Origin of the sequence: Halomonas sp. I5-271120 (assembly GCF_030553075.1) — a bacterium.
Lineage (GTDB): Bacteria > Pseudomonadota > Gammaproteobacteria > Pseudomonadales > Halomonadaceae > Onishia > Onishia taeanensis_A.
The window spans coordinates 2,418,179-2,431,200 of sequence record NZ_CP130701.1; the positions used below are offsets into that span (position 1 = coordinate 2,418,179).

The 13,022-nt window shown below is 64.2% G+C and carries 9 protein-coding genes and 1 riboswitch; of the genes, 3 read left to right on the plus strand and 6 right to left on the minus strand.

The genetic code is table 11. The features are described 5' to 3' along the window. Positions 1-15: 15 nt before the first annotated feature. Both katG and Q2K57_RS10780 read right to left on the minus strand, forming a co-directional pair. Positions 16-2,193: a catalase/peroxidase HPI gene (gene katG, locus Q2K57_RS10775; protein ID WP_304525039.1), complete on the minus strand. Its 2,178-nt coding sequence runs from the start codon at positions 2,191-2,193 to the stop codon at positions 16-18. Positions 2,194-2,432: 239 nt separating this feature from the next. Then, positions 2,433-3,491, minus strand: coding sequence for a LysR family transcriptional regulator (locus Q2K57_RS10780; protein WP_304525040.1), 1,059 nt, complete (start codon positions 3,489-3,491; stop codon positions 2,433-2,435). A gap of 279 nt (positions 3,492-3,770) precedes the next feature. Here Q2K57_RS10780 and Q2K57_RS10785 point away from each other — a divergent pair, with 279 nt between their 5' ends. Next, positions 3,771-5,270 carry a CoA-acylating methylmalonate-semialdehyde dehydrogenase gene (locus tag Q2K57_RS10785; protein WP_112055530.1) on the plus strand — a complete coding sequence of 500 codons (1,500 nt, stop codon included), beginning with the start codon at positions 3,771-3,773 and terminating at the stop codon, positions 5,268-5,270. 168 nt (positions 5,271-5,438) lie between these two features. On the opposite strand, the gene Q2K57_RS10790 is transcribed toward Q2K57_RS10785, so the two are convergent. Further along, a complete protein-coding gene (locus Q2K57_RS10790; protein WP_112055529.1) occupies positions 5,439-6,110 on the minus strand; it encodes a hypothetical protein in 672 nt (223 codons plus the stop codon). A 265-nt stretch (positions 6,111-6,375) separates the two neighbouring features. Beyond that, positions 6,376-6,509: riboswitch (TPP riboswitch) on the plus strand. Here Q2K57_RS10790 and Q2K57_RS10795 point away from each other — a divergent pair. Together Q2K57_RS10795 and ilvD are read left to right on the plus strand one after the other, a co-directional pair. Next, positions 6,499-7,923, plus strand: a complete 1,425-nt coding sequence (locus tag Q2K57_RS10795) for a sodium:solute symporter (RefSeq protein ID WP_112055528.1) — start codon at positions 6,499-6,501, stop codon at positions 7,921-7,923. It overlaps the preceding riboswitch by 11 nt. 137 nt (positions 7,924-8,060) lie before the next feature. Further along, positions 8,061-9,749, plus strand: coding sequence for a dihydroxy-acid dehydratase (ilvD, locus tag Q2K57_RS10800; RefSeq protein WP_304525041.1), 1,689 nt, complete (start codon positions 8,061-8,063; stop codon positions 9,747-9,749). Between the two features lie 144 nt (positions 9,750-9,893). Here ilvD and Q2K57_RS10805 read toward each other — a convergent pair whose 3' ends face one another. The 3 genes from Q2K57_RS10805 to Q2K57_RS10815 are packed head-to-tail and all read right to left on the minus strand — an operon-like array spanning position 9,894 to position 12,961. After that, a complete protein-coding gene (locus Q2K57_RS10805; RefSeq protein ID WP_304525042.1) occupies positions 9,894-11,435 on the minus strand; it encodes an ABC transporter permease in 1,542 nt (513 codons plus the stop codon). Between the two features lie 30 nt (positions 11,436-11,465). Continuing rightward, positions 11,466-12,119, minus strand: a complete 654-nt coding sequence (locus Q2K57_RS10810; RefSeq protein WP_304525043.1) for an ATP-binding cassette domain-containing protein — start codon at positions 12,117-12,119, stop codon at positions 11,466-11,468. Further along, positions 12,119-12,961: a putative selenate ABC transporter substrate-binding protein gene (locus tag Q2K57_RS10815; protein ID WP_304525044.1), complete on the minus strand. Its 843-nt coding sequence runs from the start codon at positions 12,959-12,961 to the stop codon at positions 12,119-12,121. The genes Q2K57_RS10810 and Q2K57_RS10815 overlap by 1 nt, the downstream gene beginning before the upstream one ends. Between the last annotated feature and the right edge of the window lie 61 nt (positions 12,962-13,022).

Here is a 13,022-nt window from a genome sequence, read left to right on the forward strand (position 1 = left end):
CCGAATCAGGACGTTTCAGGCCAAGTCGAAGCGGTCGGCGTTCATCACCTTGGTCCAGGCCTTGACGAAGTCCTTGACGAACTTCTCCTGATTGTCGTCCTGGGCGTAGACCTCGGCGTAAGAGCGGAGGATGGAGTTGGAGCCGAACACCAGATCAACCCGAGTCGCGGTGAACTTGGTGTTGCCGCTCTGGCGGTCCACGATGCCGTACGCGTTCGCTCCCTGGGACTCCCAACGGTTTGCCATGTCGGTCAGGTTGACGAAGAAGTCGTTGGTCAGCTGGCCCACGCGATCGGTGAACACCCCGTGCTGGGTGCCGCCGTGATTGGTGCCCAGTACCCGCATGCCGCCGATCAGCACGGTCATCTCCGGGGCGGTCAGGCCCATCAGCTGGGCACGATCAAGCAGCATCTCTTCCGGCTTGACCACGTACTCCTTCTTCTGCCAGTTGCGGAAACCATCTGCCAGCGGCTCCAGCGGGTCGAAGGAGGCAGCGTCGGTCATCTCGTCGGTGGCATCACCCCGCCCCTTCATGAAAGGTACCTGAACGTCATGGCCGGCCGCCTTCGCCGCCATTTCAATGCCCAGGTTGCCGCCCAGCACGATCACGTCGGCCACGCTGGCGCCGGTGTCGGCGGAGATCTTCTCGTAGACCTTCAGCACCTTGGCCAGGCGATCGGGTTCGTTGCCCTCCCAGTCTTTCTGGGGTGCCAGGCGGATTCGGGCCCCATTGGCGCCGCCGCGCATATCGGAACCGCGGAAGGTGCGCGCGCTGTCCCAGGCGGTAGAAACCAGCTCATTAATGCTCAGCCCGGCGTCCGCAATGCTGTCCTTGACCACCTCTTCGATGTAATTGGTCTCGCCCTGCGGCACCGGGTCTTGCCAGATCAGGTCCTCAGCCGGCACTTCCGGGCCGATATAGCGCGACTTCGGCCCCATGTCGCGATGGGTCAGTTTGAACCAGGCGCGAGCGAAGGCGTCCTTGAAGTATTCCGGATCCTTCATGAACTTCTCGCAGATGGCCCTGTACGTCGGGTCCATCTTCATCGCCATGTCCGCATCGGTCATCATCGGATTATGGCGAATGGAGGAGTCGGTGGCGTCGACCGGCTTGTCTTCCTCCCTGATGTCGACGGGCTCCCACTGGTTGGCGCCGGCGGGGCTCTTCTTGAGCTCCCATTCATGGCCGAACAGCATGTCGAAGTAGCCCATGTCGAATTGGGTGGGATTCGTGGTCCAGGCACCCTCCAGGCCGGAGGTGATGGCGTTGGTGGCCTTGCCCTGCAGGTTGGGGTTGAGCCAGCCGAAGCCCTGCGCTTCGACGTCGGCGCCCTCTGGCTCAGGCCCAAGGGCCTCGGCGTCGCCATTACCGTGGGTCTTGCCGACCGTATGGCCGCCGGCGGTCAGCGCCGCGGTCTCCTCGTCGTCCATCGCCATGCGCGCGAAGGTCTCGCGAACCTGCTCGGCGGTCTTGAGCGGGTCGGGTTGGCCGTTCACACCTTCCGGATTCACGTAGATCAGGCCCATCTGCACCGCGGCCAGCGGGTTCTCCATGGTATCGGGCTTGTCGACGTTGTCGTAGCGCTCGTCGGAGGGCGCCAGCCACTCCTTCTCGGCCCCCCAGTAGATATCTTTCTCGGGCTGCCAGATATCCTCGCGGCCGAATGAGAAACCGAAGGTCTTGAAGCCCATGGACTCGTAGGCGACGTTGCCGGCCAGGATGAACAGGTCGGCCCAGCTGATCTTGTTGCCGTACTTCTTCTTGATCGGCCACAGCAGACGCCGCGCCTTGTCGAGGTTGCCGTTGTCCGGCCAGGAGTTGAGGGGGGCAAATCGCTGGTTGCCGGTGCCAGCGCCACCACGCCCGTCGGCCAGGCGGTAAGACCCCGCCGCGTGCCAGGCCATGCGAATCATCAGGCCGCCATAGTGGCCCCAATCGGCCGGCCACCACTCCTGGCCGTCGGTCATCAGGGCTTGCATGTCCTGCTTGATGGCGTCGAAGTCGAGCTTTCTGACTTCTTGCCGGTAGGCGAAGTCCTCGCCCATCGGGTCGGCCTTGCGGTCGTGCTGGTGAAGGATGTCGAAGTTCAGCGCCTCTGGCCACCAGTCGGTGTTGGAATGCCCGGACGCGGTATTGCCGCCGTGCATTACCGGGCACTTGCCAGCATCGGTGCCTTGTTGTCCGTTGCCCATCGCGTTATCTCCCGTCATTGGTATGGATGGGGCTTGACTCCCCACCAGCTTCGATGGCCCTTTCTCTTTTATGGCGTGCTAATAGGTTTGCTGTCGACTCAGTCAGCGGAAAGGGCGCTTTTTACTGCTATTGCTTTACATCACAGCTTAGTGGCGACCCTCAGGGCTTCAATTTTTCTTTACTCAAGAAGCTGATAGCTAATTTTCATCGGAGATCGTGCATGCAAGCGAGGCCGGTGTCACTCGGCGCTGGGCCCTGCAGACGGGCATGTCAGGCAGGCGCCTGGTTCGCCCATCAGGAAGGCTCGGTTGGCCTCGACGGTCTCGCGCAGGTACTCCCAGGTCAGGCGGACACGAGACAGACGACGCTGCTCCTGGCGGGCGGTGATCCAGAATTGGCGGGTGAGGTCGATGTCGTCCACCAGCACCGCTTCAAGCGCTGGATGCTGCTCGGCCATGAAGCAGGGCAAGACCGCTAGCCCCGCGCCCTGAACGGCCGCGCTGTACTGGGTGGTGACGCTGGTGCTGCGGATACTGAACTGCGGGGCGTGTCGCACGGTTTCCGGGGATGCGGCCGCGGCGGCGAGCGAGGAAGCTTCCTGCCGCGGCTTGCGCTGGGAGGCAAGCCGAGAATCTAGAGGCGTTTCGTGAGGGTGCTCGAGCGGCGGTTCGAGCAGCGGTTCCAGATAATTCAGCTGATCGCTGAAGATAAGGTCATCGATATAGCCAATCAGACGGTGCTGGCCGAGCTCACGGCGAGTCGTCGGCCGGCCATGGCGGGCCAGGTAGTCGCGACTGCCATAGAGCCGCAGCCGATAGTCACACAGCCGCGAGATCACAAGGCCCGCGCTGCTCGGGCGCTCCACGGTGATGGCCAGGTCGGCCTCGTGGCGACTTAAGTTGACCACACGTGGCAGTGCCAGCAGGTCCAGCGTCAGCGCCGGGTGGCGTTCGCCGAAGGCGGCTAGCAGGGGCGCGATCACCCAGGTGCCGAAGCCCTCGGTGACGCCGAGGCGTACCTGGCCGCTGAGCTGTCGGTCCTGATCGCTCAGGCCCTCGGCAGCCTCGATGGCGTGGCGGGCCATCTCCTCGGCGTGGGCCTGCAGGCGATGGCCGGCCTCGGTGAGTCGGTAGCCATGCGTGCTGCGCTCAAAGAGTTGGGTATTGAGTTTTTGCTCGAAGCGTTTAGTGCGCCGTGAAAGCGTCGAATGATCGACCCCCAGGCGCCGGGCCGCATCGGTCAGCCGCTCGCTGCGAGCGACCTCGAGAAAGACCTGAATGTCCTGCCAGTCGAGCATTGCAATGGCCCTCTCTTGGTTGCCTTGGGAGTGATGTCAGTTGTGCGTGGATGCACAAGCAATGTGCTGCGCTGCCCGTTGTGTGTCAATTCATCCCCTGTCTACACTCGAACTAGCCGCTTCCTACGCTTTGGCCGTGTCGATATGCACATAAAGTCGAAGCCGGGGTGCCATGGCTTAATGCACTATACCTCCGCCAGTTCATCCACAATCACAAGAGGCTGTCCCGCGCGTGGCGCCGTGTCGCCATCGCCAGAGGTCTGCCCAGGAGCCGCCATCATGTCAGTGCGTGAGATTTCCCTTTATATCGACGGTCAACCGGTGCCCTCCCAGAGCGGGGAATGGCGCGACGTGCTCAATCCGGCGACCCAGGAAGTGGTGGCCCGGGTGCCGTTCTGCACAAGCGACGAGGTCGACCGCGCCGTAGCCAGTGCCAAGGCGGCCTTCAAGACCTGGCGCAAGGTGCCGCTGGGCAAACGCATGCGCATCATGCTCGCCTTCCAGGCACTGATTCGTGAGCACACCGCCGAGCTCGCTGAACTGATCACCGAGGAGCACGGCAAGACCTTGCCGGATGCCGAAGGCGAGGTCGGTCGCGGCCTGGAAGTGGTCGAACATGCCTGCTCGATTCCGAGCCTGCAGCTTGGTGAGCTTGCCGAGAATGCCGCCAACGAAGTCGATGTCTACACCATGAATCAGCCTCTCGGCGTGGGTGCGGGCATTACCGCCTTCAACTTCCCGATCATGCTGCCCTGCTTCATGTTCCCGCTGGCCATCGCCACCGGGAACACCTTCGTCTTGAAGCCCTCTGAGCAAGATCCCTCTTCGACCATGCGCCTGGTCGAGCTGGCCCACGAGGCCGGCGTGCCGGCCGGGGTGCTCAACGTGGTGCACGGCGGCCCGGACGTGGCCAACCAGATCTGCGATCACCCGGACATCAAGGCGCTGTCATTCATCGGTTCGACCCATGTCGGCACCCATATTTATCGCCGTGGCTCAGAGGCCGGCAAGCGGGTGCAGTCGATGATGGGCGCCAAGAACCATTGCGTGGTGATGCCGGATGCCAACCGCAGCCAGGCCATCAACAACCTCCTGGGCTCGGCCTTCGGGGCCGCCGGCCAGCGCTGCATGGCCAACTCGGTGGTGGTGCTGGTGGGTGAGGCCAGGACATGGCTTGAGGACATCATCGAAGGCGCTCGCAACATGAAGGTCGGCCCCGGCACCCAGCGCGACGCCGATCTGGGGCCGCTGGTGTCGCCCGCCGCCCGCGAGCGGGTCGAAGCGATGATCGAGGCCGGAGCCAAAGAGGGCGCGACCCTGGCGCTGGACGGTCGCGGCCTCAAGGTTGAGGGCTATCCTAACGGTAACTTCGTCGGTCCTACGGTGTTCAGTGACGTGACCGCCGAGATGACCATCTACCGCGAAGAGGTCTTCGGGCCGGTACTATGCGTGGTGGGCGTCGAGACCCTCGATGACGCCATCGACTTCGTCAATGCCAACCCCAACGGCAACGGCACCTCGATCTTTACCAATTCCGGCTGGGTGGCACGGCGTTACGAAAGCGACATCGATGTTGGCCAGGTGGGCATCAACGTGCCGATCCCTGTGCCGGTCGCCTACTTCAGCTTCACCGGCTCGCGGGCCTCGAAGCTTGGCGATCTCGGCCCCAACGGCAAGCAGGCGATCGCCTTCTGGACTCAGACCAAGACCGTCACCGCCCGCTGGTTCGAGCCAGAGAACATCTCCGGCGGCATCAACAGCACCATCTCGCTGGGTTGATCGCGTTCTAGCCAAAGCTTTGTAGCCGGCGCTGGGTCGCCGGCACCTTGTCACAAGAGCTTTGTCACATGAGCGCTGCGGCGAAGTGCTTTCCCGCACGGTAATACACGGCCCCGTCTCGAGAGAGGCGGGGCCGTCTGCGTCGTTGGCTAACGTTTTCCCGGGCGTTCAGCTCAAGTCGCTCAGCAGCGCTAACACCGGCTCGACCTGGCTGACGTGCAGTACCAGTTTCACTCCGCCGGCCTTGGCATCGTGCAGCGGCGTAACCACTGCAAATTCGCCTTCCTCGAGGTGGAACTCATGGATTTCGCGCAGGCCTTCTGAGGTCTTACAGCAGATCGAGCGGTAGGCATCGTCTTCGCCGTAGGTCAGGCGGTGGTAGACCTTGAAGAAAGTGTAAAGGGCAAGGCCGTTGGGAAAGTCTGGCCAGCGGGCAGGACTTTCTCGGGTCTCAGCATCGATTGTTGCGCCGTTTTGCTCGGCCGAGGCGATAGCGTTGGCCAGGGGCTCGGCCAGCAGTGAGCCGGTATCGATCGGCAGCGGTGTCAGGTTAGCCAGAGCATCACGGTAGTAGGCGAGGCTGGCGGCGATGTCGTCTGTACCGCGAAGCTTATGCTCGTGGTGATGCAAATCCGCGGGTGCGAAGGCGCCATTTTCCCAGCCATGGATTACCTGCAGGGTCAGTCGTTGCTCGCGCAGCGCTTCGTCCAGTAGCGCCTGAAGTGCTACGCGCAGATGAAGCTTGCGTTCCGGGACATCGTTATCGAAGGCTTCGTAGGGCATCGCAAATATCTGGTGCAGGCACCCTTCGGCGTGCTCCTTGGCTTCTGTGTAGTTCATCCTGAATTCCTGCAGGTAATTGTTGGCATGGGGTATTCTGAGCATCGCCTAGGTTATCGGCTGAGAATGGCATTACCTGAGTGATTGAGGCGATTTGGCCGGCCGGGATGACTCAAGTATCCTGTCACGAGATAATCACAGCGTTATACTCGTCAGCAAAGTACTCACCATCGAAGTACTTACTAACGTAGTACTTGCTGACGAGTACTTGACGACTTAGTACTGACCATTTTAGTACTGACCATTTTAGTACTCACAATTCATTCACTGTCGCCAGGGGAGTCCCCGGCTGTGCCGTCAATATGGACAGGCGCGAGCTGGGACTGAGAGTGCACCACGTGCTGACCCTGGAACCTGATCCGGTTAATACCGGCGGAGGAAGTGCGACATGCCTTACCCAACGTTAGCCGCGCTGGGCGCGACGCTTGTGCTTTTCACTTTGCTTGGCCTGCGCGCCCGGCATTTCAACAGGGCGCTGGGTGACGGTGTTCCCGATGACGCCCTCGATGACTATGTCACCGCCCGCAACTCCCAGAACGCCTCGACCCTGGGGCTGTCCTTCCTGGCTTCCGGCATGGGGGCGTGGATTCTCTTCGCGCCGCCGGAAGTGGGTGCCTTCGCGGGGCCGGTCGCACTGGCCGGTTATGCCATTGGCGCGGCACTTCCCTTCCTGGTGCTCGCCGCCTGCGGCCCGGCGATCCGCCGCTATCTCCCCGAAGGGCGCAGCATCGGCGAATTCGCCGAGCGTCGCTACGGAGCCGGCGTGCGCCGCTATGTGTCGCTGATTTCTATCCTCTACATGGCCTGCTTCCTGGCGGCGGAGTTGACCGCCATCGGCGGCATCACCGCGCTGCTTTCCGAAGTATCGCCGGCGTTGGTGGTGAGCGGTGTGGCCCTCACCACGTTGCTTTACACGGCGCTCGGTGGGCTGCGGGCGAGCCTCGCCACCGATCGCTGGCAGGCGGGGCTCTTGATTGCGCTGCTGGCGGTGGTCGGCTGGCTGGGCCTGTCGCGGCTGCCGGCTTTGCCGGAAGAGGCTACGATGCCGGGCATCCCCACCGGCAGTGCGCTGTCCGTGGCGTTGACCCTGGTGATCGCGGTCACGGCGGCAAACCTTTTTCATCAGGGCTACTGGCAGCGGGTCTGGGCGGCAAAGAGCGGTCAGGCGCTGGGACGTGGGGCGCTGCTGGGTGGCCTGGTGACCGTAGCGGTGGTGGCGGTGGTCGGGGGCCTGGGCATTCTCGCCGCCATGTCAGGCGTTGCCCTCGGCGAGCCGCCGATGCCGTTCTTTGCCCTGCTGATCGACGCGTCGGCCGGCCTGAAGCTGCTTGGCCTGGTGCTGGCGGTAACGCTGGTGGCCTCGAGCGTCGATACCCTGCAGAACGCTATCGCCTCGCTGGCGGTCGGCGATGGCAGTGAACGCGGCCGGACGGGGCTTGGTCTGCCGATGGCCCGCTGGCTGACGGTGGCGCTGATGGTGCCGGTGGTGGTGCTGGCGCTGCAGAATCTCTCTGTGCTGCGACTGTTCCTGATCGCCGATCTGCTCTGCGCCTCGGCGATCGTGCCGGTGCTGCTCGGCCTGTGGCCGCGCATGACCACCTTGGCGGCGGTGGCCGGCGGTCTGGCGGGCCTTGTGGGTGCCGTGCTGCCCGGCTGGCTGGAACAGGGCAGCTTCACGGCGGGGCTCTTGGCGGCAAGTTTTCCCGGTGGCGTACCGACCCTTGAGCCTTTCCTCGGCGCGCTGGTCGCCTCGACGCTTCTAAGCCTCACCGTTGCATCTCTGCGCCCGGCGCGAGAGGCTCGCGCCGTCTAACCGTCGCCGAACAGGCTGCCTAGACGCGGGGGCTTGCCAAGGCGGCTTGCAAAGGCGGTTTGCAAGACCGTTTACAAGGGCAGGGCATGGCGCCCACTATCAGGGGATTGACGACCAACCCGCTGATAGGAGGCTCCATGTCTGACACGCCCAAGGATTCACGCCGGCGCTATTCCGCCCCGGTGGTCGATGGCCTCGGTAAGTCCGCCAGTCGCGCCATGCTGCGCGCGGTGGGCTTTACCGATGAAGACTTCGCCAAGCCCCAAGTGGGCATCGCCTCGACCTGGAGCCAGGTCACGCCCTGCAACAGCCATATCGACGGCCTCGCCGACGAGGCCAGTGCCGGTGCCGATGGCGCCGGTGGCAAGGGCGTGATCTTCAACACCATCACCATCTCCGATGGCATCGCCAACGGCACCGAGGGCATGAAGTATTCCCTGGTCTCGCGGGAGGTGATCGCCGATTCCATCGAAACCGTGGCCGGCTGCGAGGGCTTTGATGGCCTGGTGGCGATCGGCGGCTGCGACAAGAACATGCCGGGCTGCCTGATCGGCCTGGCCCGCCTCGATCGTCCCAGCGTGTTCGTCTACGGCGGCACCATCCTGCCCGGCGAAAACCACACCGATATCGTCTCGGTGTTCGAGGCGGTGGGCGGTCACGCCAAGGGCGATCTCGACCTGATCGACGTCAAGCACATCGAGGAAACCGCGATTCCCGGCCCTGGCGCCTGCGGTGGCATGTACACCGCCAACACCATGGCCTCGGCCATCGAGGCGTTGGGCATGAGCCTTCCTGGCAGCTCGGCGCAGAACGCCGTTTCACAGGCCAAGCGCGACGACTGCGCGGCTGCCGGGGCCCAGGTGCTCGAACTGCTCGAGCGCGATATTCGTCCCTCTCACATCATGACCCGCGAGGCCTTCGAAAACGCCATCACCCTGGTGATCGCGCTGGGCGGTTCTACCAATGCGGTGCTGCACCTGATCGCCATGGCGAATAGTATCGGCGTCGAACTGGGTCTCGACGATTTCACCCAGCTTGGCAAGCGGGTGCCGGTGCTCGCCGACCTGCGCCCCAGCGGCCATTACATGATGAGCGAGCTGATCGAGATTGGCGGCATTCAGCCGCTGATGAAGATGCTGCTGGAGGCAGGACTCCTGCACGGTGATTGCCTGACCGTGACCGGCCGGACACTGGCCGAAAACCTGGCGGGCGTGGCGCCGTATCCCGACGATCAGCGCATCATCGCGCCGCTCGATGCGCCGCTGAAGGCCGAAAGCCACCTGCGCATCCTGCATGGCAACCTGGCGCCGGAAGGGGCGGTGGCCAAGATCACCGGCAAGGAAGGGGTGCGCTTTACCGGCACCGCCCGGGTGTTTGGCTCTGAAGAGGAGGCTCAGGCGCGCATCAATGACGGCACCGTGGTGGCCGGCGACGTGGTGGTGATTCGCTACGAAGGCCCCCGCGGCGGCCCCGGCATGCGGGAGATGCTGACTCCGACCTCGGCGATCATGGGGCGTGGGCTCGGTGATTCGGTGGCGCTGATCACCGATGGGCGCTTCTCCGGGGGCAGTCATGGCTTCGTGGTCGGCCATATCACCCCGGAGGCCTTTGACGGTGGGCCGCTGGCGCTGCTCGAGAATGGCGATCAGATCACCATCGACGCCGAAGCCGACACCATCACCGTGGCGCTTCACGAAGACGAGCTCGAGCGTCGTCGTGCCGCCTGGCAGCAGCCGGCGCCACGTTATCGCCGCGGGGTGCTGGCCAAGTACGCCAAGACGGTGAGTTCCGCCTCGACCGGTGCAGTGACCGACCTGCCTGACTAGTCAGTGCCGCTGTGGCGGGTGGAAGCCGGCAAGGTTGGCGGGAAAGCTCGTCAGGAAAGCCCGTCAGGAAAGCTTGCTATGCAGTCTTGTCATGCGGGCTCGGCAGAAAAAATGGGCTGGCGTCCTGATCCTCCGGCCGGTCGCTCAGGGCTCGCAGTTGGCGGTATGGCGCAGCCGCAGGCGGGCGCGCAGGTGACGGGCCAGCACATCGACGCCGATGTTGAGCAGGGCGGTGATCAGGATCAGCACCATGGCGCGGTCGAAACGGATCTCCTGAATGGCGCTGTCGACGTAGAACCCCAGGGTGGTGATGCCGAGGATACCGAGAATGGCCGTCTCGCGCATGATGATCTCCCAGCGGTAGAACAACAGCGCCAGGAAGGGGCCGTATAGGCGCGGCGTGAGCTCGTAGGCATAGCGTTCGAGGCCGTGAGGCGCATCCTGGCGCAAGCGCACCTCGTTGCTGCGCCGGCCGACCAGGTGGGCGATGATGCCGCCGTTGTGAATCGCCAGCGCCACCACCGCCGGTAGCATCGAGGGCCCCCATAGCTGGAGCAGGATAAAGGCCAGCAGGTACTCGGGGGTCGAGCGCATGATCACCAGCAGCCCATGGCCGAGCAGATGAGCCAAACGATTGCCCGGGACTCTGGCGCCAGCTTGCTGTGTGCTGGCAAGCGCCAAACGCCCATGCCACCCACGTCCCTGAAAGAAATGACGCGAGACCAGCGGGTAGAGCGCCAGCGCCAGTAAGCCGGTCAGCACCAGGGCGATCTGGGTCAGCACCAGAGTTTGCCAGATGCCGGGCAGTGCCTCATTGGCCATGATGTCGCCAAGCCAGCCGACGAGACCGGATACTCCCTCACCATGGCGCAGCGGCGACGGCACGATGTCTTCGGTGAAGAAGCGCGAGACGTTGCTCCACACGATCGGCAGGCCGCTGCCCAGGCAGAAGGGCGCCACCACCAGATACACTGGCACCAGCAGCGGGCGCACCCAGAGCCGAAGGCTGGCGATCAGGGCGTAGAACAGCAGCAACAGGGCGCCCACGGTGTCGTAGTGGCCCTGGGCGAAGGCCGATTCCAGATAGAAGCCAAGCGTCGGCATGCCGACGAAGCCCAACACGGCGCTGGAGCGCAGGCCGCATTCGAGCCGGTAGCTGGTATAGCTGACCAGGTGCGGCCAGGCCTCGCGCAGCCGCGTGAAGGCAAGCGTCGAGAGCCGTCCGCTGCCGGCGGGCAGCACGCGCTCGGGAAGCGGGTCGGTTTCCTCGAGGATCTCCGCAAAGACCTTGGCGAATACCCCGGCATAGGGCAGGGCGATGGCCAGCACCCCGGTCAGCGGATGCAGGCCAAAGAACTGCAGGAAGATCAGCGCCCAGAACAGTTCGTGGATGGCGCGCACGAAGGCGCAGACGCTGCGCACCAGGCGTGAGTGAAAGACCAGCGCCAACAGGAAGCCTGCCGTCGCGCCGAGCCCCACACCGACGAAGGCGAAGGCCAGGGTGCGCAGCAGCGCCACCCACAAGTCATCGACGGCGCTGACATCCGGCTGCACCAGGCCCTGCACCAGCCGGCCGAGTTCATGCCAGGGATCGTGGGCAGTAATGGACAGATCGGCGATGCCGAGGCAAAAAATCGCCAGGGCCACGAAGCCTAGGCTTAAACGAACCGTTGCGGAATGCCACATGGGAAGGCCTTGCGGATAGGGTGCTTCAGTTCAGTAGAGTGGCAGCAGGTCCTGAGCGGTGAGGCGCACGCTGGGGGCGTCCAGCGCGATGCCGCCATCGGCGATGCCGATCACCCGGTCGGTGAAGCGCAGCGCCAGCTCGACGTCGTGCATGGCCAGCACGGCGGTGGGGTAAGCCTGGGTCAGCTCGATCATCAGCGTCTCCGACTGAGGGCCGTCCAGCGCCGAGACCGGCTCGTCGGCCAGCAGCACTTTGCCACCCTGATGGATCGCCCGGGCCGCCGCCACCCGCTGGCGCTGGCCACCGGAGAGCTCGCCGGCCATCGCCCAGCACTTGTCGTCGATCGCAAGCCGCGCCAGTAGCGGCCGGATGGCGGCTACGTCGCGGCGGAAGGGTTTCGCCAGGGTCACCAGGTTGTACCAGGTGGGGTGCGTCGCCAGCGCGCCCATATAAACGTTATGAAAGACGCTGAGCGACGGTACCAGGCCCAACTCCTGAGGCATCAGGGCCGCGCCGCGGCTCCGCCAGTGCTGGTGCATCACCGACAGCAGGCTAGATTTGCCGGCACCGCTCTTGCCCACCAGCGCGACGCGCTCGCCACGCTGAAGGGTCAGGCTGAGTGGCCCCAGCACTCGCTGGTGGCCATAGTCGGCGACCGCCTCGGTCAGGGCCAGGGTGCTCATCAGTCGATCAGGTCCAGTTCCTTGCCGACGGATTCGATGATCGCGTAGTCATCGTTGCTGGCCGGGATGAAACCGGAGCGCGGGAAGCTTTCCAAAAGCTCGGGGTCTTCCATGTTGAGCAGCGCCTTCTGGACACGATCGGCGAAGCCTGCGCCGAAGCGCTCATCGACGTCGCCGCGGATGGTCCACTGGTAGTCCGGGTAGTTCGGAGTCTTCCACACTACCTCGACCTGGTCGGTGTCGATGTTGCCGGCCTCGACCTCGTTCTCCCACACCGTGTAGTTGACGGCGCCCAGGTCATAGGCGCCGGAAGCCACCAGCGAGATGGTGCGGCTGTGATTGCCGCTGAAGCCGACCCGCGAGAAGACCTCTTCCGGCGGCTGACCGAAGGCCTCGCGCAGATAGTACTCGGGCATCAGGCGACCGGAGGTGGAGCCCTTGGAGCCGAAGGTGAAGGTCATGTCGCGCATCTTGTCCGACAGGCCTTCGCCTGCTTCAAGCCCCGTGCTCTGGTGAGCGATGAAGTAGGTCATGAACTCGGCATCCTCGACGCCCTGGGCGAGCGCGCGGGAATTCGGCACCCGGGCGCGGGCCTGGACGCCGAACCAGGCCAACTGGACCTGATTGTTGCGAAAGGCGGTCACGGCGGCGGCATAGGACTTCACGGGCACGAAACGCACGTCGACCTCGAGCTGCTCCTCCAGGTAGTCGGCAACATTCTGGAAGCGCTGCTGCAGGCGGGTCTCGTCCTCGTCGGGAATGGCGGTAAAGACGAAGGTTTCGGCGCTGGCGACCGGGGCAGCCAGCAGCACGGTCAGTGCGAGGGTCAGGCGCTTGAGCATCGATATTATCCTTGCGGCGCGAGTGGAGAGCCGCCGTGGCGGGCTTGATCAGGCGCTATGG

Bases quoted from the DNA above. Each gene is read 5' to 3' on its own strand.
- Q2K57_RS10790 (WP_112055529.1), bottom strand. From the start codon at position 6,110: ATGAACTACACAGAAGCCAAGGAGCACGCCGAAGGGTGCCTGCACCAG.
- Q2K57_RS10810 (WP_304525043.1), bottom strand. From the start codon at position 12,119: ATGAGCACCCTGGCCCTGACCGAGGCGGTCGCCGACTATGGCCACCAG.
- Q2K57_RS10805 (WP_304525042.1), bottom strand. From the start codon at position 11,435: ATGTGGCATTCCGCAACGGTTCGTTTAAGCCTAGGCTTCGTGGCCCTG.
- Q2K57_RS10785 (WP_112055530.1), top strand. From the start codon at position 3,771: ATGTCAGTGCGTGAGATTTCCCTTTATATCGACGGTCAACCGGTGCCC.
- Q2K57_RS10795 (WP_112055528.1), top strand. From the start codon at position 6,499: ATGCCTTACCCAACGTTAGCCGCGCTGGGCGCGACGCTTGTGCTTTTC.
- ilvD (WP_304525041.1), top strand. From the start codon at position 8,061: ATGTCTGACACGCCCAAGGATTCACGCCGGCGCTATTCCGCCCCGGTG.
- Q2K57_RS10780 (WP_304525040.1), bottom strand. From the start codon at position 3,491: ATGCTCGACTGGCAGGACATTCAGGTCTTTCTCGAGGTCGCTCGCAGC.
- katG (WP_304525039.1), bottom strand. From the start codon at position 2,193: ATGGGCAACGGACAACAAGGCACCGATGCTGGCAAGTGCCCGGTAATG.
- Q2K57_RS10815 (WP_304525044.1), bottom strand. From the start codon at position 12,961: ATGCTCAAGCGCCTGACCCTCGCACTGACCGTGCTGCTGGCTGCCCCG.